18 protein-coding genes are annotated in these 24,418 nt (G+C 43.8%); 8 read left to right on the plus strand and 10 right to left on the minus strand.

Annotated features, from left to right (window positions below; translation table 11 throughout):
- The first annotated feature begins 104 nt into the window (after window positions 1-104).
- From JKP77_RS02610 to JKP77_RS02625, 4 genes are all read left to right on the plus strand, one after another.
- Window positions 105-557 (plus strand): type 4 pilus major pilin, encoded by a 453-nt coding sequence (locus tag JKP77_RS02610; RefSeq protein WP_218309664.1) that lies wholly within the window; start codon window positions 105-107, stop codon window positions 555-557.
- Window positions 558-1,090: 533 nt separating this feature from the next.
- Window positions 1,091-1,966, plus strand: coding sequence for a hypothetical protein (locus tag JKP77_RS02615; RefSeq protein WP_218309665.1), 876 nt, complete (start codon window positions 1,091-1,093; stop codon window positions 1,964-1,966).
- Between the two features lie 2 nt (window positions 1,967-1,968).
- On the plus strand, window positions 1,969-6,540 hold the full coding sequence (locus JKP77_RS02620; protein ID WP_218309666.1) for a beta strand repeat-containing protein: 4,572 nt from the start codon (window positions 1,969-1,971) through the stop codon (window positions 6,538-6,540).
- A gap of 126 nt (window positions 6,541-6,666) precedes the next feature.
- Window positions 6,667-7,977 carry an IS4 family transposase gene (locus tag JKP77_RS02625; protein ID WP_218309667.1) on the plus strand — a complete coding sequence of 437 codons (1,311 nt, stop codon included), beginning with the start codon at window positions 6,667-6,669 and terminating at the stop codon, window positions 7,975-7,977.
- A 13-nt stretch (window positions 7,978-7,990) separates the two neighbouring features.
- Here JKP77_RS02625 and JKP77_RS02630 read toward each other — a convergent pair whose 3' ends face one another.
- Both JKP77_RS02630 and JKP77_RS02635 read right to left on the minus strand, forming a co-directional pair.
- Window positions 7,991-9,265 carry a tyrosine-type recombinase/integrase gene (locus JKP77_RS02630; RefSeq protein ID WP_218309668.1) on the minus strand — a complete coding sequence of 425 codons (1,275 nt, stop codon included), beginning with the start codon at window positions 9,263-9,265 and terminating at the stop codon, window positions 7,991-7,993.
- The gene (locus JKP77_RS02635) at window positions 9,265-10,299 is read right to left on the minus strand and encodes a hypothetical protein (protein ID WP_218309669.1); all 1,035 of its coding nucleotides are present in this window, start codon (window positions 10,297-10,299) and stop codon (window positions 9,265-9,267) included. Before JKP77_RS02635 ends, JKP77_RS02630 begins: the two co-directional genes overlap by 1 nt.
- Before the next feature lie 238 nt (window positions 10,300-10,537).
- Between JKP77_RS02635 and JKP77_RS02640 the strand changes: the two genes are divergently transcribed.
- Window positions 10,538-10,912 (plus strand): hypothetical protein, encoded by a 375-nt coding sequence (locus tag JKP77_RS02640; protein ID WP_218309670.1) that lies wholly within the window; start codon window positions 10,538-10,540, stop codon window positions 10,910-10,912.
- Window positions 10,913-10,937: 25 nt separating this feature from the next.
- Here the strand turns inward: JKP77_RS02640 and JKP77_RS02645 are convergent, their stop codons facing one another.
- Window positions 10,938-11,801: a hypothetical protein gene (locus JKP77_RS02645; protein WP_218309671.1), complete on the minus strand. Its 864-nt coding sequence runs from the start codon at window positions 11,799-11,801 to the stop codon at window positions 10,938-10,940.
- Between the two features lie 164 nt (window positions 11,802-11,965).
- On the opposite strand from JKP77_RS02645, the gene JKP77_RS02650 reads away from it, so the two are divergent.
- Window positions 11,966-12,181, plus strand: coding sequence for a hypothetical protein (locus JKP77_RS02650; RefSeq protein WP_218309672.1), 216 nt, complete (start codon window positions 11,966-11,968; stop codon window positions 12,179-12,181).
- Window positions 12,182-12,576: 395 nt separating this feature from the next.
- Here the strand turns inward: JKP77_RS02650 and JKP77_RS02655 are convergent, their stop codons facing one another.
- Window positions 12,577-12,852 carry a hypothetical protein gene (locus JKP77_RS02655; protein WP_218309673.1) on the minus strand — a complete coding sequence of 92 codons (276 nt, stop codon included), beginning with the start codon at window positions 12,850-12,852 and terminating at the stop codon, window positions 12,577-12,579.
- A 53-nt stretch (window positions 12,853-12,905) separates the two neighbouring features.
- Window positions 12,906-13,532, minus strand: a complete 627-nt coding sequence (locus JKP77_RS02660; RefSeq protein ID WP_218309674.1) for a hypothetical protein — start codon at window positions 13,530-13,532, stop codon at window positions 12,906-12,908.
- A gap of 70 nt (window positions 13,533-13,602) precedes the next feature.
- On the opposite strand from JKP77_RS02660, the gene JKP77_RS02665 reads away from it, so the two are divergent.
- The gene (locus JKP77_RS02665) at window positions 13,603-16,044 is read left to right on the plus strand and encodes an ATP-dependent helicase (protein WP_218309675.1); all 2,442 of its coding nucleotides are present in this window, start codon (window positions 13,603-13,605) and stop codon (window positions 16,042-16,044) included.
- 45 nt (window positions 16,045-16,089) lie between these two features.
- On the opposite strand, the gene JKP77_RS02670 is transcribed toward JKP77_RS02665, so the two are convergent.
- On the minus strand, window positions 16,090-17,205 hold the full coding sequence (locus JKP77_RS02670) for a thioredoxin domain-containing protein (RefSeq protein WP_218309676.1): 1,116 nt from the start codon (window positions 17,203-17,205) through the stop codon (window positions 16,090-16,092).
- 518 nt (window positions 17,206-17,723) lie between these two features.
- On the opposite strand from JKP77_RS02670, the gene JKP77_RS02675 reads away from it, so the two are divergent.
- On the plus strand, window positions 17,724-19,298 hold the full coding sequence (locus JKP77_RS02675) for a CHC2 zinc finger domain-containing protein (RefSeq protein ID WP_218309677.1): 1,575 nt from the start codon (window positions 17,724-17,726) through the stop codon (window positions 19,296-19,298).
- A 186-nt stretch (window positions 19,299-19,484) separates the two neighbouring features.
- Here the strand turns inward: JKP77_RS02675 and JKP77_RS02680 are convergent, their stop codons facing one another.
- The 4 genes from JKP77_RS02680 to JKP77_RS02695 all read right to left on the minus strand — a co-directional run bounded on the left by JKP77_RS02680 (window position 19,485) and on the right by JKP77_RS02695 (window position 23,429).
- Window positions 19,485-19,844: a DUF3800 domain-containing protein gene (locus tag JKP77_RS02680; RefSeq protein ID WP_218309678.1), complete on the minus strand. Its 360-nt coding sequence runs from the start codon at window positions 19,842-19,844 to the stop codon at window positions 19,485-19,487.
- Window positions 19,845-20,103: 259 nt separating this feature from the next.
- A complete protein-coding gene (locus tag JKP77_RS02685) occupies window positions 20,104-21,153 on the minus strand; it encodes a DNA adenine methylase (RefSeq protein WP_218309679.1) in 1,050 nt (349 codons plus the stop codon).
- A 194-nt stretch (window positions 21,154-21,347) separates the two neighbouring features.
- Window positions 21,348-21,932 carry a hypothetical protein gene (locus tag JKP77_RS02690; RefSeq protein WP_218309680.1) on the minus strand — a complete coding sequence of 195 codons (585 nt, stop codon included), beginning with the start codon at window positions 21,930-21,932 and terminating at the stop codon, window positions 21,348-21,350.
- A gap of 390 nt (window positions 21,933-22,322) precedes the next feature.
- Window positions 22,323-23,429 (minus strand): hypothetical protein, encoded by a 1,107-nt coding sequence (locus JKP77_RS02695; RefSeq protein WP_218309681.1) that lies wholly within the window; start codon window positions 23,427-23,429, stop codon window positions 22,323-22,325.
- Window positions 23,430-24,418 lie beyond the last annotated feature (989 nt).

Here is a 24,418-nt window from a genome sequence, read left to right on the forward strand (position 1 = left end):
ATAAAAATATATACCCTAATATAAAATGTAATAACCAAGCAGGGCACTCCTTAATTTGACTTAATGTATACTCGATATGCAATATCAATTAATCGAGGTCAACTATGTTATTCAAGTTAAGAACACGAAAGAATCGCGGCATCCTGTCTCTGGACGCAGCATTTACAATTGCAATCATTGTAGGCATGACTGCTTATGTACAAGCGAAAACTGAGCCTCTGGCGTCAAAATCTGATGAAAATCTGATCTCAGATGGTATCACCCACATTATTGAAGGTGCGCGCAACTATAAAAACGGTGCGACCGATGGTTACTCCAGCATCGATATCACTACACTATCCTCACTGGGCCTGGTTCCTGACTCTTTTGCAAATTCAAACGGAAACCCTGTTGGTGGTGCCTACACAGTGACTGGCACGACGGCAAATACGTTAACAGTTACAGCAACAGGCCTAACTGAAGAAGTCTGTACTCGAATCGGTGCGAAGATGGGGCGCTACGTATCAACTGATACAGCGAACTGTACTGCCGGCACTATCGCTGTAACGACAAACTAATTATCCCGGCCTGATGAAAACTGTCAGCCTAAGCAACAAAAGTCAGCGAGGAGTTTTACTCCTCGCTTTTTATGCTGTCTTGGTAGCAGCAACGTTTTTTGGCGCTGTCGCAGTTATTTCAAAAGGCAAGTCTTCACAAGACGAATTAAATATAGAGAGCGTGTATAGAGACGTAAGGTCATTTACATGGGCTCTAAACAAGTTTTACACGACAACCTGTCACGTGGGTGTTGTTCAAGTAAGTGAACTCACAAGCAACTACCTCCCATCCATAAGACGTAGCGCGGATTTAAGCAGATATTCACTAGGCATCGCAAAAACTCCTTCTTCCGTCCTGGCCACGGTAAGCCTCAATTTAGACGATGACCAATTGGGTTATGCAGCGAAAGCTACTATGGCCGGAGGGGTGGTTACCGGCAACACCCTAACATTTTCACGTGTAATTACGGATTACGAAAAACCCTCAACCCAGAGAATTTCTAGTATAGCCGGTTACGACTCCGTTTCAGGCTGCTAATTAAAGGTGCGGAACCATGAATCAAGAAGATACCCAATCTCAGCATGAGAATAAAAACGCTGAGGAAGTTGTCAAAGAACCAAACGTTGAACTGGATGAACTCAAGTCCAGCTTAAAAGCGCTTAGTGAGCAACTGCAAGAAAACCATAAAAAGGTTATGAACCGCACGCTGGCAGCTGGCTTAGCGGGCTTAACAGCTTTTGGTGCTTCGATGCTGTTATGGCATAACCTTGGCGCGATAAAATCCCAGCAGAACGAAATTTATGCTGAAGCGCGATCTACGATCACGGCTGTTGCGCCATTCGCCAAAGAGTTTATGAAACAGAAAATTGAGGCTGACCAGGATGTGTATCCAAATGATCCTCGTGTCATGTCAATTGCCGGGGCACTTTCACTTCAGGGGGTAGAGCTCAAAGATGCTCAAAGTTATCTCGACGAAGTGTCAACAGAGGCTTATCTGGACTCAAAAGCTCAAGTGTTTTTTAAAACCATGGCCGCTTATGGCAACCCTCTCGCCATGGTTCAGCGCACCGGTGACACCGAGATAACCCTTTTTGACAAATGGATTATCGACTTTGAATCACCTGATTCGGTGCTCCTTGAGCAATTTCCTCGGAATCCTACGCTTGTAATGAATCATGAATCTGTAGCGTTTCCAGATTGTGTAGAGGGAGCTGAGCCTTTTGTCGCCTACGCTAAGGCCACAAAGCGTGGCGTTAAATGGGAAGGGGAGCCGGCTATTGCAAAAGACGTAGATTTGGGCCGCTGGATTTTTACCTATCCTGACTTAGACCCGCTTGATAAAGCAGCATTTGACCGTCGCATCCTCGCTGTTCCAAATTGCCGCCCCATCAAAAGTGACAACGAATCAGATACTCAGACTGAGGAATAACTATGAACTTCCGTCACCAGCAAAATACTGCGCAGTTTCGTAACCTAAAAATCGTAGCTGCCGTCTCTATTGCCCTGCTACCTCTGACCTCCGTATCTACGGCGTTCGCGAGTGATGCAAACTTGAGAGTGGCCAACACACTACTTGATGGTTACACATCCCAGTTTGAGGAAGCAGACCTGGTGGCGGAAAAGCTAACAAACCTGCGTGTTGCCACACTGTCATACTGGGCAGCAAACCAGACATTTCCAGACGTGATGAGTGACCTGGTAGCAGACAGTCATTACTTCGGTAGCTTCAATACTACATACGGGACGGCAATCGATGGCACAAATAACACGAGTAACTATGCTCTTTCCGTCGAAGTCGCTACCCCTGAGCTGGCCCGGTACATTGCCGGCAAGGTGGATGGACTAGCTACTAATTCGACAGTTACTTTACAGTTTGGTACACCGATGAGTGCTGTTGCCAATGAGGTCTCTCTTGCCCGCTATGCAGATCCTGCTCGGCCTGATGCTAGCACCATGCATACACATATCGATATGGCCGGAAATGATATTAATAATGCGGGAGCTATAACTGCCAGTGGCCTGAATATCACCGGTGATACGACTCTAACTGCCGATACGAATGTACTCTCCCTTAATTCATCTGGACTGAGTTACAACGGTGCGGATGTCGTTACCTCAGATAATTTGAGTAATTACCTTGATACCTCAGATTTTGTCTCAAAGACAGAGGACGGTACCTTAACTGGCCTTTATACAATCGATGGTCCCGGGTCGGGCTTCGACATACGGAATGAAGCACGTATCAATTTCTACGAAAGTGGCGACCAGAATGGGTCAGGTTGGATTGATTCCGGAACCCGCGGTGTGAGTATTGGGCGTGGGGGAAGCACTTTGCTGAGTATTGGTGATGGTGCGTACGGGTCAGGACTTATCTTCAAGCCCTCTTATGGCTCTGCCTCAGTGTCCATTAAAAGCAGAAGGGATGATTCGGGTGCCGTCCTTGCCATGGACAATGATGCGGTATTCAAAGCGCTGGGCGGGGAAACGTGGATTGGAGCATCTGATCATCGCGTGGTAAGTAGTGGTGGCGCTTCATCGAAAGTGAACCTGGCTGCTAAGGGCGGTGGTCAGATAAACATGATTGTCGGCCAAAACGGGTACCTGACACCGGACTATGCACTTCGGGCTGACAATGATTCCAATGCCAATGCCCGCGTCACGCTGATGTATAACAGCGATAAGCGTTTGCAGACAAACGCTGCAGGCGTTGCTATTGATGGTGCTTTGAATGTTACTGGTAATATCAAGGCAACGAATGGCGGCGTAGAATACCTAAACCTCTCTGACAACAACTTCTCATATAACGGTGCGGACGTGCTTACTGCGTCTAATTTTTCGACTTATGCAGCTACTGCTGAAGATGCCGTGTCAAAAACCCAGGACGGTGTATTGCGCGGGATGTATTCCATTGATGGCTTGAGCGAGGATGGAACTACATCTAGTGGTGCCGGCCTGGACTTTATTAATGGCTCAGGTATCGCTTTCGACGGACGTCAGCGAATGTACTCTTCCAACGGCGGTGACAATGTTAATTTGGAAGCGAGCGATGTGCTCAACCTGCATTCTGGTCGAGTCGCAAAACTAAGCGCTACAAAAACGGGCAACACTTCTGGCATCTCCGTTGCCAGCACCGTTATTACGGTAAGTTCCAGGAGCGTCCAAATCGGTGGGTATGGTGGGCAACAGCCATGGGCCGAAAATGTCAGCCTGAGCACCAAATCAGACTTGTTTTTACGTGCTGGACCTTTAAGTGGTAACAACGAAATCGTATTTCTTGGCAAGTATGACTCCAGTACTGGTGAAAGTTACTCACAAATGCTCTATGAAAGCATGCCGAGACTAACTACTACCGCCTCAGGTGTAGTAGTAAATCAAGGAATAACCGCAGTTTTTGATTCCGATGATGATGGTATCGCTGAAACGGAATATTTCAATCTTTCAAACTCTACGTTCACCTATCAAGGTAACCAAGTATTAACTGCTGGCAATTTCAGTGACTACGCAGCATCAGCTGATGATGTAGTATCCAAAACCAAAGATGGGACGTTGCGAGGTCTTTACACTATCGATGGGTTAGAAGCTGACGGCACGACACCAAGTGATGCAGCGCTTAAGTTCGTTAACGGAGCCGGGATCGTTGGCGACTTAAACGTCAGGCGAGGTGATGGCACAAAAGTATTTGGGGTTAGTGATGGATATGGGACCAGCCAAGGCCTCTTTTACAATGCTGTCGCCCCAAGCACCTCCGTCTCATTAACAGGAAGAAGCTTTGAAAGAAGCGCCACATTGACGCTGAGTGGCGAAGCTAAAATCAGAGCGGCAGGTAGCAAAGTGTTCATAGGTGTAGCAGATACGAGAATGGAGTCATTCGGAGGGTCCTCTAATAGCGTATTTGTTGGAGCCGGCCAGTCAGTGCAACTAGCAGTTGGCAATGCTTCCTACCAAAATCCTGGAATTATTTTCGATGGCTATAAAGACGAAAACGGCAACGGTGTTGCCTCTCTTCATTATGACGCCAATCAACGTTTACGGACATCTCTTGAAGGTGTCGATATTGTTGGGGGGATTACTGCAAATATTGATAACGGTGATGGAACGGAAACCGAATATTTCACCCTTAGCGATAGTGCATTCACCTACAATGGCTCCGATGTAATCACTGCAGACAATATCTCGTCATATGCCGCTTCCGTCGAAGACGCAGTATCCAAAACGCAAAGTGGAACATTGCGCGGTATATATACAATCGACGGTAAAGAAGTTGACGGTACATCGAGTGGTGCAGCGCTCATGATGGAAAATGGCGCTGACATCTATATGAGTGAAACCTCGAAAATACGAGGGAAAGATATTCTTTCTCAGGCTACTCGCATGAACAGAATGCTGATAAGGAATGGCGGATGGGCTTCCGACGTTCACCTTGAATATGGGAAAGTCTACCTTTATGGAAACGAGCAAGTAATGCTCGGGATGCAGAAGTCCACTGAAAAAACTGCAACCCCAATCCTCAAAATGATTGCTGCTGACACGGTATCTATTCAAGGCGGGAGTACACGTGTCAAGACTGATGTTCTCAGAGCTAACTTTGGTGGTGACGGAGCAACAGTCCAACTCTTCTACGATGGCAATGCACGACTCGAAACGACGGAGTCTGGAACTAAGTTTACCGAAGGTCTGGTTGGTGTATCGGATAACGGAGACGGCACTGAAACAGAATACCTTTCCCTTTCTGATACCGCGTTCACATACAATGGGGCTGATGTACTAACCGCTGACAACGTGGCTAGCTATGTTGATACCTCAGACCTTGTGTCAAAAACAATGGACAGTACCCTACGCGGTGTCTATACAATTGATGGCGAGAACCCGGATGGTACGCCCAATGGCGCTGGCTTAGTTTTCACTAACAACGCAAACATCCATGCTACTCGTCAGCTAGCTATAACCGGGGATATATTAACTTTAGAATCAGTAAGGACGCCGACTGCTCGAAGTTCACTGAATCTCTCGCCCGGGTCCGCTTCGATGGCTGGAACCTATCTCACTTATATTGGAAAGACCTCAGATATTGTATCCAGAGACACTCGGATAGCTGCCCAGGATGAGGTAAATATTAATATTCTGGGAAGTCGCCCTATTGCTTTGGCGTCAGCTATTGGTACTGACGACGCTGAGTTTAAGCTCTATTTCGTAAAAGACCGGGTTTCAAAAGAAAGGTTGAGAACGTCTAGCGATGGGCTCGTACTAACGGGCTCAATCAATGCACAGACGGAAGCAGGCAACGCCTTTTTAACAGCTTCAGATTCAGAGTTTCAATACAACGGTAGTAATGTCCTTACAGAAGCCAATATCGGCGCAATGAATATAGATGCAGACACTCTCGGTGGGATCGACAAGTCATCATTTGTCCGAGTAGATGTTACTGATACTCAGACACTCCTATCGGATTTGCAACTACCCGCCGAAGCAACCTTTTCTTTTGGGAGTGATGTGTACCTCACTAACAGTCCGACATACAACATGGCTGGACTTGTTAACAAAAGTGGCTCTATAAACCTCTCGTCAGCTACTTCAGTGGTAAGTAAGGTTGCAGCTGCTTTGGGGCCAATAGGAGAGACAGAGCTGACAAATCAAACTTTTGATGTCCGGTTTAACACTGATTCTGCGCTGTTCATTGACTCCACAGGAACTTATGTCTCAGGAGACCTCGTGCTATCTGATAACTCAGGCAGTGGTGAGTTCATTAGGCTCAAGAAAGAAGCGAATGAGGTAATGATTGTGCCGGATGAAATGGTTGCTGGAGCTCTAAGTTATCGCGAAGCAGATAACGTTTGGGCCACCGGTGCCACTCTGGAGCTCATGGATGTAGACGCAGCTAACATTAACGCTACAACAGTCACTGCACAGGACATTCATGCAACGAGCACTCTCACTGTAAATGGTCTCGACGTTGGTCAGTGGATCGCAGATTGTGAGGCCGGAATCGCTCAAGGCTGTACTTAAGTTCAAGGTCTACAAAAAAAGGCGCTCTTAGAGCTAATGCCGATCAGTTAAGAATTTAGTGATCGGTTGACCGATCTTTTAAAGACTTCAAAATCCGATATCAGGTAACTGGTATCGGATTTTTTTATGGACGTTTCTCAAGCTCTCGACATCATCAATACTGTTAAGCAGCCGCAAGCTAGAGCGCTGTCAGACCTCATTCCATTAGAGTTGATTGAGCAAGCTTATCTGATGACTGATACGGTTACCTTGCGCAAACGCAAGTTGCCGCTCGAATCGCTGGTGTGGCTGCTAGTGGGTATGGCGTTATACAATGACAAGTCGATATCTGATGTTGTGAATCAACTGGATATTGTTGACCGTGAGGGTAAGCCCTTTGTGGCACCAAGTGCGTTAACGCAGCGTCGTAAAACCCTGGGGGAAAGTGGCGCAAAGGCGGTGTATCAGCACATGACCGCACATTGGGTCAGGCAGGCAAATTTACCTCAGTGGAACGGACTGGTGCTGTTAGGCGTTGATGGTGTTGTATGGCGTACCGAAGATACGCCCGAAAATGCCAACGCGTTTTCACGCCAGAAAGACTCTCTCTATCCACAGGTGAGAATGGTGTGTCAGATGGAGCTGAGTACTCATCTGATGACAGGAAGCGCTTTTGATAGTTATGCCGTCAATGAAATGAAGCTGGCGGAAAAACTTATTGAGACCACCCCAGATAATAGTGTCACCCTGTTCGACAAAGGGTTTTACTCCCCGGGCCTGTTGCATCAGTGGCAGCACGAAGGGGTAAACCGACACTGGCTTATTCCTGTGAGAAAGAATCTGCAATATCAGGAAATCCGTTCACTCGGACGTAACGACAAACTGGTAAGTCTTAGCAGTAACCCTCGCTCCAGAAAGTTATGGCCGGGATTACCGGAAACGCTGACCGCCCGTATTGTAAGCCGCAAAATCAAAGGAAAAACCTATGAAGTGCTCACGTCAATGACCGATGCCATGCGCTACCCTGCAGCCGATATCGCAGACTTATACTCACATCGCTGGGAAATCGAGCTGGGTTATCGGGAGCAGAAACAATACATGCTGGGAAACCGCCTGACCCTGCGTAGTCGCTTACCTGAATTAGTGAAGCAGGAACTGTGGGGCGTATTGCTGACCTACAATCTGGTGCGATATCAAATGGTTCAGATGTGCTTTAATCTAAAAGGGAACTACCTGCCTTACCAGCTCAGCTTCAACGGCGCGCTAGCTCAGGTCACGTCGCTGCTTGTCGGTTTGCCATATTCAACGCCCGGCGCTATTCCAAGGCAGTATAAATATCTGCATAAAATGGCTGAGAATCTTATTCTGGCTCCACGAAGGGAACGAAGCTTCCCTCGGACAGTTAAAAAGAGACCACAACGATACAGCAGAAAGAAAAATGCCGCTCACCTTAAGTGAACGGCATTAGCTCTTAGAGCGCCTTTTTTTTTCCGATTTCAGGGTTAATGGTTTTATGCTTAGTACTTGCATATCGTTCTTTAATACTCGTATGCAAGTACTTAGATGTTGTTTCTATGCTCTTATGCCCAGCATCATCTCTCACATCAGTCAGGCTTCTTCCATTAAAATTTATGTCATGCGAAATACCGGTGTGGCGAAACCAGTGGGGTGTGGCACTGCGTAGCACAGAAGCTTGCTCTTCTAACCCTTCACTCTGTGAGAGCATTGATGCATCGTTTATCACGCCGTTTATGATATTCGAGATTTGTTTTACTCCAAGGCCTGAAGCAACGATACTTGTCCCCTTGACCTTAGGAAACAGCGGCATAGCATCATTCAGTGAGGGCAGGGGGGTAAGACCAAGGGCTTGCCTATACTTTTTGAATTCGGTCTTAAGGTCGTCAGACACTGTTACACTTCGACCTTTATATCCCTTCGAAATAGGGATCCTGAACACGTAAGCATTATGCTGAGATAACATTTTAAAGTCCGACATTAGCGGAGTATGTGCCGGCCTGGCTGAAAACTCGCTAATTCGTGTATACAGACTGTACATAGCAATTATCAAGAATCGTTTCCGAGCTTCCTCGTAAGACAAGGAATCACCATGAGGCAGGACTTTGAGAATATAAGACCACTGCTCTGGTGAAAAGTAACGGATCTCTTCTGCGTCGTTCTGCTCACTGTGCTTAAACTCTTTTCGTCTTTGGAGCGCTGCTGCAGGGTTTCTTTCGCAATAGTCTTTATCAATCAAATGATCAAGAAAGCGAGACAAAACAGAGAGTGAAAGAGAAATTGATCTGCTACTGAATGAGTATGCGTTCTCTCCTACCTCTTTATTATGATTAGCATTTACGAATGGACGCCAGTTCTCGTTGGGTACCCGCGCTACCTTACCAGGGGAAAATTTGAATCGCGAGTTTGTTGGCTTGCCAATATATTCTTGGTATGGACAGCGTATAAACGCGAGATAGTCTCGCATTAGAATTTTATCGATTTCCCTGACTTCGATAGCTTTTACATGCCAAGCCCAAAATAGAAACTTCTCGATCTCTGCACGATAACTTTTAAATGTCTGAGGGCTGCCTGAGTTTTCCTCCAAAAATTCAAGAGCATACTCATAAACTAAAAAAACGTCTTCAACGCCACTCTCAAGGTAAGTATTTAATTTGGAAGTGATGTGAGCATTAGCCTCGTTTAAGAAAGCTATTCCATCAAAAAAAGGGGTAATTTTGGTGTCACTCATTAGCTAACTCTCTTTAAGGAGGAAACAGCGCTGTTGGCGTGAATGTTTTCTGTGATGAGTATTTTGTAGCCCTCATTACTAGTGACAATTGCAGAGGTCCCAATGATCCCGGCTTGCTTGAATGCTCCTTTGACCATGTCTAACCCAGTTGATGATAAAAATACATTCATTGGTAAAAACTCTTTCGCAAGCCAGTCGAACCATTTACCAAATTTGTGCAAATCTATACTAACTCCATAAATTGAAGAAATGCCGTTCAATGAAACCAATGGGGCTGTCAGCTTATTCTTGTCAACATAGACCAACGGAGGCCCTATAAATTCGTGGGGTTTCATAGATCGTTTTTTATAGGGTAGGGTGCTTGATAAAACATCAATTACGGGGGAATGGCTGTAATGATAATTAACCAGGTCATTCAAAAGGACCTCATACTGGTTCCGGACAACGTTCCCGTAATAGTGCGACAACAACTCAGCTATTTTCCTCGCAGGATGTAATTCATCGGAATTGGCAAGCGCAGACTTTACTTTATCACTTGGCAATTTAAACGACTCGTAGTGCTCGATTAGTTTAAAGGCTGACAGAGTGGTGACCCTCGATAGGTCCTCATATAAGGCGGTGCTGTAACCGGTGAGACAATTGTTATCGAAAAACTTTGTAATGTCAGTCTCCATGAGGATATCTGGCTGCAATTTGAAAGGCAGCTGCTTTTCATTTCCTCTGTACTTTACTATTCGGTACCTTTCTAGACCGCTTTCGAGTAAGACCTTCACATCGCCGATACCATTTGATGAGAAAGACACCAGTACGTATTCCTTGTTTTGCACAGTAATGCTCATAGCGCCGGGTCTAACTATGATGAAATTTACACTCATATTCTTGAACCCGACGTAATACTTACCATCGCACCTGTCCAAAAATATATTGCAAACCCCATGCATCTGAAGAAATTCAAACATCCTTGAAAAGCATGATAGCGATACCTTTACCACATAAACCTCACCCGAAAAATAATGCACAAAGTATATCATCATTGCTTACCATGAAGCGGTAGGGAGCACTAATTTCGGTTACGGGTTGTAGGTTGTATAAGTTTCTCATCACCGAGTTCTAACAAACTTTATTATTCAAAAACCCAGCAAGAGACGATACAGAAGGGTTAAATCACTAATAGTACCGATAAGTATAATTATCGGTACTAACGAGGATCTTGTCAAGATGCCGTAATTATGGCAATTTATGCACATGATATAACTTTTAGGCACTTTTTTCATGAGCCATAAAAATACTAAGCGTTCTCGCAACAACGTTATCGGAAACACGCTTCAAACATTAATTGTAAGCGGGGCTTTTGCACTCGGAGCGCACAGCGTTATTAATGCTGACCAGCACGAAGCAATAGCAAGCACTCATCAAAGTATGCACATTGAACTGGCAAGGCCTGGTATAGCGCATCGGGACCGAAAAGATAACGTTGTAAACCTGCCTATATCATCAAGCGAATTAGTAGAAGGGAGTGTGTTTACGACTACCGATAACAAAAGCTATTTGTTGATAAGAAAAGAAGCAAACGGAATGGTGACTATGGATACGCCAAAAGGTCATGAGTTACACACAGCGCATTACAACCAAGTTGCCTCGTTATAATGCGCCGGGGCTTATGAATCGGCTTCTAGGCAGTTGGCGCGGAAAAGTCGTTACCAAGCTCACTATTGAGAATATCATCACCAGAGGCGCCTGATAGGGTTGAATTTAATGTGACACGTTGAATTCTGTCCTTGAGCTCTACAGCGTCAAGACCGAATAGCTCGCCAGGATCACCCGCTAACTCTTTAATCTGTTCCATCACCGCTACTTTTATCTGCTTTTCCTCTTGGAGGTTTTCAGACAGCATTGATGAGAAACTATCGATGATGTTAGCGATTTCTTTTTGTGTTGCACCATTTGAGAGCTCGACCTTAGCGATTGTTGCCAAGGCAAATGCTGAAGAGATTGTTTCTGAATCCGCTAAGAAATTTTTATCACGTATACTGAGATCTTCATACTTCGCTCCACCCTCAATCAGACCCATGATCCGTTCTTTCTGCCCAGTCCGGTACGTGTCATAGCTTTCACCAAACTTTTTTAGCACGAAAAAGTCATTCGAATGCTTTTCAACAATTGTCCTCGCCGGCTCTGGAGTTGCTTCTACCATTCCTTCAATTGCCTGCTTTTCGGCCTCAGTGAAGCTAATAGTGAAGTCCGGATGCCCTATTTTGCCATGCATCTTCATACCATCATGAAGTGTGGCGCTGTTATCAAAGATAAATTTTGAATCGACGTAATTTCCAGATTCTAAATTGATGAACTGGATGCCATTCATAAATTTGACGTCTTCACTGTTACTGACATTTTCAACTTGGCTCATAACGCTTCTGGCTTCAAGTACGGTTGAATCTGGCTCTGAATCCCACATGCTTTGTGCTTGAATTGATATTGAAGCGATACTGACCACGCCAACAGCTGCTGCCAATAGTTTATTTGGTATTTTCCGCATAGACATAACCTCTATTTTATGCACAATGTATATTTATTATACATATCTGAGTTTATGCAATGCTTGTGCAAATATCAAACTTTAAAGTGGTTAGGCTAAAGAACAAAGGCTACGAACTATCGTTTCTACCTCACACTGAGGAGATTGGAGACCTGGATAAGTTTATGTTCAAAGTTTCCAAGTCAGGCGTAGAACTCAACTATTGGGCACAGAACGCTATTCGTGCCAGGTATTTAATCTGCCTGAAAGACACACAACTTATCAAAGCGCTAAAGGCTCAAAGATTCCTCAGGGTATCTGAGAAAGGGTTTACCGGTGCTGGATTTATGACAGTGGCAATTAATGAGGCTTATTACCGCAAAGTGATGAGCAGCACATGAATTTAGATACGCAAGTATACTGATGCATACCAATCATTGAACCAACATGTATATAGTGTGCAGAGTAGGCTATCCGCACTGCCTACTGGGTGCCTGGATGACCGGGTTTCCGGGCACCCTCCCCCTCTATCAGATTTTCAAAGGCGCAAAAAAAAAGCCCCATGAGCAAAGTCTGGAGCTTTTAAGATAGCCTAGAGTTTATGGCTTAAAGATTTCGCTTTCATGAGATTGGACAGAAGTAGGGTTTTGCTCAGCGGTACCTTCCATTCCTGAAGATTTAAATTGGTTAATCCTCAAGTCTTTGTCTAATAGATTGTCAAATCGAGTCCCAGTTAAACTATCCCTGACTGTGGAAAGTATGCCCCTGGCCGTAATTACTTGATCGTGAGAAATTTTCATATGTGGCTCGGAAGCAATAGCTCTATGTTTAATTGAACGAAGGATTCGACGTTTTGTATGAACCGGTTGAAGCCAAATCTATCCTTGTGGCTCCACTTAACCTTCCTGGACATTTCATCAAGCATGACTGAACTTACTTTTATTAATTGGTCGGCAATAGCTAGCATCTCAAGAGAGTTCGCGTCTTTGCCGTTGCTGGCAATGATCTGTTCTCTTATCTTTATGAGTCTGTGATGACAGTTCTCCATACGAACTCCAATTTTTGATTCCATTTTATGACCTTCGCCACGCAATTAATAACATTATATATATTTTTTGCATAGCTTCAAATGTTGGTTTTTACCCTTTGTTCAGCCAGGTTTTTATGAGCGTAGGCCTTGAATTTCGCTTTATCAACGATCTCCACGTTCAATTTCAGTAAATTTTCAATTTTTTCATCCAACATTTCTTTTGTCATTAGACCGTACGTTTTGTGCCAGTACTGTACTATTTGCTCTTCAACACCACCTTCAGCTGTTTTTCTACCCAAGAACTCTTTAAGGTATTCTTCATCGGTCGGGATAAGATGCATCGTTAAAGTCAAAAGATGGTCGTTTTGGTTTACCCCTCCTACTCTTACTCCTCGGCCTCCGATTTTTGAGCTGATAGTTTCGTCGTGTACATTCTGTCCTAGTAGCGCTTTGTTCCGTTCTAACTTTTCACCATTAGCGAAGGCGACGAGGTCTACGAATGGGGCGAACTGAACAGGCGTTATACTGTCAAAAAAAACGATGTTGCCGATTTTCCTGTTGATCGGCAGCGCAGGTTTGGAATCCTTTCCTTCCATGTAGCCTATTGTTGCGAAGTCATCAAATCCACGCTTATTCATGACTATGTCTTTGCTACCAAAGTTTTTTGCGTAGGCGAACCACTCAGCAAACAGCGATCCTATTTCGTCTCTTGTTAATGACATATTATCTACCTCTGTTACAATCAAGCACAATATATCATGCTTGTGCATAATTAACACGATAGAGGTTGCCGTGGGTAATAAAACGATAGAGCAAATTCTGGCCCCCTTGAATAAGCAGCAATTGAAGTTCGCTACTATTGAAAGTGGCGTTAAAGTGGTAGTTGCTGGGCCGGGAACCGGAAAAACAACCGCTCAGATAGCATGCGCCTCCCTCAAAATACTTAAAGGTATGGACCCCTCTTCCTTGGCTTTGGTTACCTTTACTAATAAGGCAAGTGAAGAGATGCGGGATCGACTTGTGGCTAGTGTGGGCGACGACGCCTATAAAGCTTTTGTTGGAACATTTCACCAATTTGCTATCAAACAAATACTTAGGCCATACCATAAGCATGATTACTTTCAAAGCAATGGCTACCCAGACGGCTTTAGCATAATTGATAAGTCAGATAGTCAGTCCCTTATTAGAGAGGCAAAAAAAGGATTCTCTGAAGCGGTTCAGGCACTTCTTGAAACCGCAAAGGTAGATGAGGATTTACTGAAATCAACTATGTCTCTCAATAAAGCACAAGGCATGAATTCACATGATTTCTACTCAAGCATACAAATTGACAGCGGCGTTAAAGACAAAATCTTATCCGCCTCTAACTCAACAAAATTGGATGAAGAATATTTTCGCGAAAATAGGGAGGCGAGGAAGCTTTTAGTTTGGAGTTGGTGGGAAAAATACGAAACACTTTGTGTCCGCTCAGAGGCAATGGATTTCGATGACCTTTTAGTTCACGCAAACAAATTGCTCGAAAACGACCAAGGTATTTGCAAACGTTTGGCTGCAAGATTTTTGCACATCCAGGTTGACGAGTCACAAGACACCTCTCCAGTGCAATTTTCGATGTTCAGAAAGATCGTTGATATGCAGAAGGTCAAAAGCTTGATACCTGTGGGAGATATGAGGCAGGCAATTTATGGATTCAGGGGAGCTGATGCAGATAGCATGAACAATATAGTTGATTACTATGATGCAGAAGTAATTCCCATGTCTGAGAACTATCGAACAGCTGCTGCTTCAATAACTGCAATCAACCAGTTTGGCCAAGAAATGGCAAACCAGCTAACGGATGGGGTTTTGGAGGCCAAGTCTTCAGCTAATGGCCCAAAACCGATGATCCATCACTTTCAAAACGACGATCAGGAAGCGGCTTACATTGTAGACAACATTCAGAAAAAGTTAGCGTCTGGGGTTAAACCAAATGAAATTGCCGTAATTTACCGGTCCAAGTCAGTAAACAAAGCCGTCAAGTCAAAGCTTGAGTTGAATAAGCTCCAGTATGACGTAGTTGGTGATGTTGACTTTTACAGTACCAAAGAAGTGAAGATTGCCATGGCTGTCCTTAGGCTGCTGGTAAACGAGAATGATCGATTTGCACTGCACAAGATAATGGATGAGTTGCCAATCGGCATTACCAAAGTAAACCTGAATAAAAAAGCGTCAGAATTTCAGGTTAGTCCTATGGCGTACCTGAAGCAATTTGCAAAATCTGGTGTGGCCAGATCGCAAAGAGCATCAGAACTGTTGGATGAGCTAACGGCTATTTGGGACTATATGCCAGTTTTAACTGACACTGAGCTAGCTAGCTGGGCTGGATTGGACCTAAATCATTTTAACCATGAGAAGCTGATAAATCGAAACTTTGCCGCGAAGGTTGAGGAGCAATCAGACAAGTTTAGACAGGAAGTGGTGCCTTTATTTCAACAACAAATCTCTAGCTTTTTTACATCCAAAATATCAGGGTCTCTAAATGATGCTGCCCGAAAAGCTGCAAGAAAGAAGCACCCTGAAGGCTCAGATGAAGAAATCGAAGTCTTGGTTGCTGAGAAAATGAATGAGCGCACCGAAAGAATTACTAAATTAATGGAGATTTTCGGTGAGACTCTAAAAACCGGAGTAACGTTCGCAGAGGCTGTAGATGAACTAACATTACTTGCCGATAACACGAAAAACAACAAGGAAGGTTCGGTTTTACTAATGACCGGCCATGCTGCAAAAGGTCTAGAGTTTCAGCATGTGTACTTTATAGGCGCAGAACAGGAGACATTCTTCAGGGAGGAACACCCCACCGAAAGCACGATTGCAGAAGAAGAACGTGTTGCATACGTGATCACTACCAGGCACAAAAAACAACTTGAAATGTCCTACTGTGATGCTCGCTTTGTCAATGGAAAGACTAACTTTTATAGGCCTCTGGACTTCTTACTAAGATTTAAGGGTACTGTTGAGGAGCGGGATCATACGGGTAATGAGATAGCTGACGATCTGAATGGTTCAGAACGTACCACTTCTACCCCTCAAGAGAATATGCCTCCTAAAGCTTCTGACTTGTTCGCTAACAAACTCAGAAGAGCAACTTCAAGCAAGCCCCCTACCCCCTCTAAGATAGACAGTCGTAATATCGAGCCGGCCAACACGGAAGAGCACTTATATGACGATGACAACCCTATCCTTTTCAACATTTGAATTGAAAGGCGCCCCGAAGGGCGCCCTAGTCTCGCATCATCACAGTTACAATCTGCTGAGCCAACTTTCAATTGATGGTGGATCATAAATCGGGAAATACAGCTCTCTTCGGGTGTTATATCCATAGATCGGAAGTGCATCCTTAGTAAAAATCGAAGGAGTAGCAACAGTTCCCATTCTTAGTGCTGCGTTAGTCATTGATTCTAAATATTGTCTTCCCTTCGAGCACGGCTCTGTAGAAATTTCACCCCCACTAACAGCCTTTTTCAAAGCTTCTTCTGGATTAGCGTCGCAGTATATTGCTTGTGAGGTAAGGGCTTTGTCAGATGTATATTCCCTTGTTTTGTCAATCATCATTAGATTGATTGTATACCCTCTTTCTTGCAGGAGCGGAACTGACTCAAAGAAACGCCTACACGCTGGACAGCTGAGGTCGAACGCAACAAAGAGTTCTGTATGTTGGTTTACCCCTCCAAAACTAAGCATATGGGGCTTAGCCTTTTCGAGTAACACTCTTCTCTTTGATAAAGACTTCTCTGCTGGACTGAGTCCTGGAAGTCCGGCGGGATAAAGCTCCTCTATCAACCCATCACTAATTAAATCGCTGTTTGTTGGACTACTTTTAACTTCAGCTTTAGAAACAGTATCAACTCTGCCAGAGGTTGGTTTGTAAGCTGCCTGGAGCTCTTGAAATTCATCAGATTGTGTAAATGCTCTGTATTCATCTGGCTCTAGTGGGACTTTTATGTCTTCAACCAAGAGGTGTTTTTCATCACCGGTTACTACGAAGGATTTCCCGTCTATCTCTGCGTTGTACATCTGAGCTCGTTCGTCAGGATTTACTATTATCTGGATATTTTCACCAAAGGCCTCTTTCAGTTTCCCGGTCACACGCAAAGCACCCACAGTCCCAACAGGATAGTCGTCCTTTTTTTCGTCATTCCGGCTATAAAAATTATCCCAGTCTTCGTCAGTTTCCAAATTGCTGTTAGTCTGCATCTCCAATATTTTGAGGTCCGCTTTCTGAGAGGTCGTGTCAATGATTTCAACAATCGTGTTCATTTGACTCTCGAGCGATACAGTTTTCCAAATAAGATACCCTATTACTGCTATGGCTCCGAGTTCAGCTATTGACCTGACAGATACTTTCTTTTCGTACATTTTAATGCCTTTTGAATATATGTTGTGCATATATTAGCAATCAATATATATCTATGGAAGTCGTAACATGTCTGCGACACCTTGCCTCATATTGGACGTAACCATTTACGTCGCCTCGAACTGTGCAAGGTAACTCCAAAAATTCATTCTTCAGGCATATCTCCGAGCAGTCATCCCCAATCTTGGGGGTTCAAAGAGCACGATATGGGGTGTACAAACAGCGCAATATGGGGTGTACAAACAGCGCAATATGGGGTGTACAAACAGCGCAATATGGGGTGTACACAGGAGCGCTCATTTGCTTTCCACAATGCCTTTCCTGCCCCCAGCTAAAATCTATATTTGTTTCTTAAGACCAGCCAAAACGCTCTAAATGCAGCTCTCTTTTCGCAGACATTTGATGGATGAAAGTTAGCTCCTCTTTTTCTACGAAAAATCCAGTATCTACTCTGTGACAATTGCCGATATGGATGGTTTTCTGATAAACTAAAACAAATTAAATATATGTTTTGTGCATAATGGCGAGCCTAATTCCAAAAGAGTATATTCAGGACATCATCGATAAGACAAATATCGTTAACTATGTCGAGCAATACACAAAGCTGAAGCGCGGCGGCGCCAGAGGGGAGCTGTCCGGACGCTGTCCGTTGCCAGGACATGATGATAAATCACCGTCATTTTATGTTAATGAAGCTAAACAAAGTTTCTGCTGTCATGGATGTGGTGCTGGTGGAGGAATTGTAAACTTCATCAAGCAGTACCATGGCAAAGACTTCGTAAACACTATCGAAGAATTGGCCGACTTCAACAATGAAAAAGTGCCATACGTTTCGACCGGGAAGAAGGGCAGCAGTTCTTCAGCGACCGTCCAGGATTATAGGCGTGTGTACGATGATTTGTTCGCTATTGGAAAAGCGGGCAAGATCAACAACGAATGTTTCAACGAGCTTCTGGCCAAAATTGGAGTCAGTAGTGAAGTAGCTGAATCTTTCGACATCGTACCAATATCGAAATCAGTTATAAGAAAAGTGGCGCTAAATTTATCTGAAGACAAGAGAGATATTAAAAACAACTTATTGAGTTCAATATCAGATCTTCCCGACGCTGACTATGCAGCTCTGCCCATTAGGAGTTATTACTCTAACCATATAGATGGGCTTCACTTATTTGATTCAGAACGCCAAGATTTTTTGCCCGCGAAGCCTGCAATGAGTCTCAGCAAGCTAATACATGGTTCCCAGAAAATTAATATAAAACGTCCACCAGAAACAATTATTTTGGTCGAAAGTCCGGTCGATGCACTCTGTTTCCAATCTGGGGAGAATAGCGGTAACACGAAATACATATCCACTGTCGCAGGTTTCGAAACAATCTCTCGGGCGGCTCTCCGCGTATTCGAGAAAGACGAGAACATTTTGTGTGTGAACGACTTTCGAATTCGCCTAGACCTTAGCGATCCAGGTATCCACGAGAAGGTTCAGCAATTATTGAAGTCTACTTCACGGTATGCTGCACGATTAACGTTCGATTTGTGCGATGATTTCCATGTGAATACTGTCCCGCCTTCAGCTAGTTTCAGCTATGTTGAGCTTTTAGAAATGTCCATAGAATCTCATCTAGAGCAAAGATATGGTACTAACTCTTCGGCATTTCCTGAGAGTGCGATCAAAGATCATCTCGAATCTCTGTTGGGTGGGGAATTCGAAAACTGTGCTTTGTTAAACTATATCCGTCAGAGCGTTCTTGAGAAATACTCCATTTCTTTCGAGAAAGAGACCTACTTCAGTAGCAAATTCAGTCGGCCGTCTAATAATCAACAGCCTGGGAAAAGCATTCTCGTAGACGCAACTCAGCGAGAAGAAGCCAAAACTGCAGTAAACAGTGTGATCCACACCAGTATGACGTCTCATGAAGATGTTACAGAAAAAGCAATATCGGAGTATATACAGCGAGCAGAGAAGAGTAACAATCAATTGTTAAAAAGCATCATGCAAACAGCTAAATATTTGCATGCTACCGAGAAGCGCATAAATATCAGCACCGTACTTGATAACACTTCTGAAGAGGCCAGAACAGCTTACCTTTCTCGGTAGAACTTCCCGCAAATGAGCACAAACAGTCCAGTTAGAGTAGCTATAACTCCAACCGACACGTGTCACTGTATTGTTCAACCAAGTCCGAAAGTTCGCTTTGCCTCAAGAAGTCTCATGCAGTAACACCAGCACAAACAAAAGTTTCTTCGTTCCGGGAAGCTATCCAAAAACCTACGCCCGTTAGCATTATTTCAGTATTCCCCGGCAGTTCAGGATTAGTTCTCTCACAACTGTCGCCAATTTTTCATTTAGAGGAGACTGGCCATTAAAAGCAACAAGTGCGATTGGAGGTTTATTTCCTTCCTCTTGTAACAACAGCTTTCCTAATGCTCTCGCCATTACTTCATTGTCATCAAACTCAAGCCTCAGCAACCTTCTTAGTCCAGAAGCCAATAGGTCGGCAACTTGAACTCCAGGGCTAGATTTCGAATCAACGAACGCAATATCTCCTCGGACTATTTTCTGAATATCAAAACCTTTTTTACCTTCAAGCTCGGGCATCTTTTCAACGACATAATCCGGCACGGTGCTGATGTATTCTTTCATAGGAGAGTAGTCACACCAATTTAATGCTGGTGTTGGATTATCGAGCGAATATGCTTGCAGTATTGCAGGCACGAATTTCTGAAAAGAATCCTCGAAATCTGTGTGGGAGAGGAATATAGCCTCATACTGAGTAATAAAGATTCATACTAAGTATTAAAGTCCCATACTAAATTGGCAGCGTTACCTAATGTAACTGCCATTTTGCCCACTATCGCTGTTCTGTATTGCAGTTCTGCAATTTAGGGAAAACGCGATCACCTCAGAAAAGGTCGGAATAGTAACGGGTGATATGCTCTCGACTAATGCCTGTCATACGTGCCACCTCAACTTTGGTGACTCGTTTTTTCATTCTTTTCAGACTGTTAATTGCCTTGGTTATCGCTTCCTTTGATTGGTCGGTTCGGTGTCGGTGTACCCGCTTGGCCGCCTTCTGTCGATTGGTCAATGTCTCATCATTAGCAATGTCTTGATACTCTGGTATTTCATTTTTTATCAGACAATTAGGTGACAACCATAAACACTCTGTTCTCGATGCTCGGCTTTTACTGGTTGAGGCGATCACATCAATATCTATACGCTTCCATCCGTCATTTTCAAGAGATTGATAAACCTTGTGAGCGTAACCAGACAAGATACACTTACCTTTAAGTTGTCGCAGCTGCGCCACCATATCTACATGATCATCAATCGTCATTTCATGCTCATACGTGCCATTAACGCGAGTTTCAGGGACATAAGGAGGATCGAGATAGAACAACGTTTCTTCTCGGTCATAGCGGTTCAACACTTCTTGGAAAGGCATGTTTTCAACTTGCACCTTTCTCATGCGCTTATGCACTTCTGGCAGTCGTTCTATACCTGTATGGAACTTGCGTACGCTGGCGCTATATCCTCCTGCGGGAGCATCAACACAATATGACCACTGTTTGGCTAAACCACCGTGTGACTGACGTTGCACCACCATCATTAGCTTGGCCAGTTCTATGTCATCTTGCTCTTGGTCTATGGTTGCAACTGCGGATTTGAATGTATCGCGTGAGTAGGGCGTCAATTCTAAACGCCTGATCAACTCTTTGATTTTCGCTTGGTCTGACAGGACATTGAACAGGCACACCATCTTTTTATTGAGATCGTTATACACCTCAACTTTACTTGGAGGCTTACCTAGCAGCATTGCGCCAGATCCCCCAAACACATCTACGTAAGTATTGTGCTCTGGAAAGTGGCTAACAATCTTTTTCACTAGACGGCTCTTACTTCCAAACCAAGTAACAGGTGCAGAAACGGGTGTGTGCTTTTGCTTCTTCATACCAAAACAACCATATATCACATTAATAACCTAAGTGTGATATATGGTTATTTTGCAGTCAAGGAGATAATAGGGGAAAACGAGTATGACACTTTAATACTCGTCATTAGCTTGATTTCGGCTCGGTAATAGCAATTAGTATGAATCTTTAATTATGTTCACATCGATTCTAATAACGGCACGAACAGAGTTACTTATCTTTTAGTATGAAACTTTATTCCTCTCCTACAATCTGTTATTTTCAAAAGCTCTTTTGCATCATAACGCCAACGAAATTTTTTGAGGGTATTCGGGTGCCTCTGTACGTAAAATGCGATCCCCCTTCTAAGGAATGATGACAGCAGTAGTGCTTGGCAATGAAATTGTACGTAAAGTTGTTCAGGCAAACCACTGAACTGAGAGTGCAGGACCCTCATGGCTTGCACCCCTCCCTCAAACTTCATCGCTCTCTGCCCTCTGCATATTGACTCTACATGCATTTCCTTGTGAGAGTTTATTGCCTCGATTGAGTTGTAATACGAGTCTGTGGCAACTGCAAAAAGAGCCCCCTGTAATTCGCTCAACTGAGAAATAAACTCAAGGTATCCTTTTTCCGAAAGATCCTTCAGCTTTACCTCAGAATCTACCGAAAACCCTTCTCGTTGTTTTAGCGATTTCAAAATTGCTGAGAGCTTTGTTTTATTGAACTCAGGGATGGAATAACAAGCAACTGTACACCATGAATTTTTTGAAGCGCCTTTAGAAACAAAGCTCCCGGCTTCATCTACATAACTTATCAAGGTGTATCCCTTAAAAGTGTTAGGTCATATACGAGTCCATACAGTCCTGTAATACAAAAATCAGTAACTAACAAATTGGTTCCACCGACAGTGGCCTATAAACATTTTGAGCTCCAACCCCAAGTGATCTGACAGAACACAGCTGCACTCTCCATAACCTTTTACTGCTTTTTCACCCAGCGTGCGGGCGGTTTTAAAGTCGGGCACTTCCCTGATTGCATGTTTAACTCCTTTATATTCAGTTTGACTGATTCATCGCATGTAATTCATTGCAAGATAGCAGCAAAAGTTTAAATATCAATCAGGTATCTGAGATGCATAATTTATGGTGTCTTTACAACGGCCAAAAAAAAGCCCCGTAGAAACGGGGCTCCAAAACACACTACTAAATCAAAGTAGATTGGTAACCGGGGAATAGTTCACACCTTCCGACTCTCTGGCTTCTGCAGTGTCTAATTGCTCGGGTGATTGTGCAGCCGCTGTCTTTGAATGTACGTTTTGTTGCTCAACTTTAATGTTCAGAGACTTTATCCCCATATCTTTCGCTGCATCCTGGACTGCTTTCTTGAGTTCATCGTTTGCTACCGTTATCTTGAGAGATGTCCAACCGCGCTGAGCTGCCGCAGTAACAGCCACAAGTGCCAGCTCAGAGTACTCATTAGCTTGCCTGGGTTTATTTGATAAATAATGAAAATCGATTTTGTTTGATTTATCTACCCACTTGTAATCATCAAATACGACTTCACGTACAACACCATTCGGAGATCCAGTTTCTGACCAGGTATAGTTTCTTGTGCCAGCTACCTGCTTAATGTACCGATCATAATTCGCGATCCCATCGGTTTGTGCCTGGCGGTGGGTAGACCCAAATGCGGTCTCATTCTCAGTTGGCGAAGCTTTTTTACCACCCCGCTTAAACCTTTCCTTTAATGTATTAAAGACGGACTTTTGTTTAGCTTCATCACTTTCATCGTTATCGGGAGTTTCTATCTCTCCATTTTCCAAAGTGATGGCCAAAGATGGTGGCGCTATGTTTCGAATGAGCTGTGGTTCCTCCTCAAGCCCCTGTTCCTTGACTGACGATTTTCTAACTACACTATTGATAGCCTTTTTAATTGCAGACTTGGTTGCCGGAGGTTCTTCGACATCGCTTATTTCTGAAGCTTTTTCACTTTCATTGACTGGATCATCAAATTCGTTTTCCCGCTCCTTTTCACTAGAGCTTTCTTTCGACACAGCGTCCGGATCCGGGATTGACTCTGCTTCTTTAGTTTTTGACTTCCCTTCTACTTCCTTGTGCTCAGTCTTCTTCTCATCAGGACTTGGGATCCCAATACTGTCAGCATCGGATTTGATGTCTGATTCACCAATATCTTGTTCAAGCATTTCGTCAACAGCCAAATCGAAAAACTCATTTAACTCTTGCTCCTCATTAGCTTCTTCTGAAACCGCAGCGTTCACCACTGCGTCTTGTAACTTTTCTTTCATACTACCCATGCGATCACCCCTAAATCATATGCACAAAAAATACTCTTTTTGCATAATACCATCTTATTGCTGGTTGTGTAATTAGGCACTAAAGAAAATACAGGCAGTGCATAAAACATATCATTTAGGATGACACAGGTTTCCGACACACCATTCAATGAGATCTGCTACCTGGGTACTCATAAAAAAAGTAATCGACATGGAGCGAGTAAAAAATGGCAGAGAATCAAAATTAAAGTGACCACTGAGTAGTCATTTATCTACTTTCAGTCACTCACCATCATGTCCCAAACATACAAAGTGACTGCTGAGAGGTCATTACTCATCTGTCGGTCACTCATCATCATGTCCCAAACATACAAAGTGACTGCTGAGAGGTCATTATTCTTCTGTCAGTCAATCATCACCATGCCCCATACACACAAAGTGACCGCTGAGAGGTCATTATTCTTCTGTCAGTCAATCATCACCATGCCCCACACACACAAAGTGACCGCTGAGAGGTCATTATTCTTCTTTCTGACACTCATCATCATGTCCCATACACACAAAGTGACCGCTGAGAGGTCATTATTCTTCTTTCTGACACTCATCATCATGTCCCAAATACACAAAATGACCGCTGAGAGGTCATTATTCTTTTGTCAGTCAATCATCATCACGTGCGAACCGGACTGTAGCGACCAATAATGGGTTATCTCTATAATCATCGGCGCGTGATTCTTAGAGAATTTTTTTCGGAGTTACCCCAAAACCTAAGAATTAGGCAGGCACAACAAGTGATCAGGAACATCTACGCAATATCAATCACCCTACAACCGCTATACACGTAACGCTTAAGCCTCAAAACTCTATACAGGCTTCAATTTGCGAAGATTGCTGCAGAAATTAGTTAAAACTGACCTGTGAATAGTCAATTCTCACAAATACCGCAAACCCGCATACTGAGGGAGAGGTATTATACATAGTTAAGAGAATTCAATAGTGGGATCGCAATA

Source organism: Alteromonas antoniana, assembly GCF_019249295.1.
Classification (GTDB): domain Bacteria; phylum Pseudomonadota; class Gammaproteobacteria; order Enterobacterales; family Alteromonadaceae; genus Alteromonas; species Alteromonas antoniana.

What these genes read in the sequence shown, in the direction of transcription:
- JKP77_RS02610 (WP_218309664.1), top strand. Translation starts at nt 105, where the DNA reads ATGTTATTCAAGTTAAGAACACGAAAGAATCGCGGCATCCTGTCTCTG.
- JKP77_RS02615 (WP_218309665.1), top strand. Translation starts at nt 1,091, where the DNA reads ATGAATCAAGAAGATACCCAATCTCAGCATGAGAATAAAAACGCTGAG.
- JKP77_RS02620 (WP_218309666.1), top strand. Translation starts at nt 1,969, where the DNA reads ATGAACTTCCGTCACCAGCAAAATACTGCGCAGTTTCGTAACCTAAAA.
- JKP77_RS02625 (WP_218309667.1), top strand. Translation starts at nt 6,667, where the DNA reads ATGGACGTTTCTCAAGCTCTCGACATCATCAATACTGTTAAGCAGCCG.
- JKP77_RS02630 (WP_218309668.1), bottom strand. Translation starts at nt 9,265, where the DNA reads ATGAGTGACACCAAAATTACCCCTTTTTTTGATGGAATAGCTTTCTTA.
- JKP77_RS02635 (WP_218309669.1), bottom strand. Translation starts at nt 10,299, where the DNA reads ATGATGATATACTTTGTGCATTATTTTTCGGGTGAGGTTTATGTGGTA.
- JKP77_RS02640 (WP_218309670.1), top strand. Translation starts at nt 10,538, where the DNA reads ATGAGCCATAAAAATACTAAGCGTTCTCGCAACAACGTTATCGGAAAC.
- JKP77_RS02645 (WP_218309671.1), bottom strand. Translation starts at nt 11,801, where the DNA reads ATGCGGAAAATACCAAATAAACTATTGGCAGCAGCTGTTGGCGTGGTC.
- JKP77_RS02650 (WP_218309672.1), top strand. Translation starts at nt 11,966, where the DNA reads ATGTTCAAAGTTTCCAAGTCAGGCGTAGAACTCAACTATTGGGCACAG.
- JKP77_RS02655 (WP_218309673.1), bottom strand. Translation starts at nt 12,852, where the DNA reads ATGGAATCAAAAATTGGAGTTCGTATGGAGAACTGTCATCACAGACTC.
- JKP77_RS02660 (WP_218309674.1), bottom strand. Translation starts at nt 13,532, where the DNA reads ATGTCATTAACAAGAGACGAAATAGGATCGCTGTTTGCTGAGTGGTTC.
- JKP77_RS02670 (WP_218309676.1), bottom strand. Translation starts at nt 17,205, where the DNA reads ATGTACGAAAAGAAAGTATCTGTCAGGTCAATAGCTGAACTCGGAGCC.
- JKP77_RS02675 (WP_218309677.1), top strand. Translation starts at nt 17,724, where the DNA reads ATGGCGAGCCTAATTCCAAAAGAGTATATTCAGGACATCATCGATAAG.
- JKP77_RS02680 (WP_218309678.1), bottom strand. Translation starts at nt 19,844, where the DNA reads ATGAAAGAATACATCAGCACCGTGCCGGATTATGTCGTTGAAAAGATG.
- JKP77_RS02685 (WP_218309679.1), bottom strand. Translation starts at nt 21,153, where the DNA reads ATGAAGAAGCAAAAGCACACACCCGTTTCTGCACCTGTTACTTGGTTT.
- JKP77_RS02695 (WP_218309681.1), bottom strand. Translation starts at nt 23,429, where the DNA reads ATGGGTAGTATGAAAGAAAAGTTACAAGACGCAGTGGTGAACGCTGCG.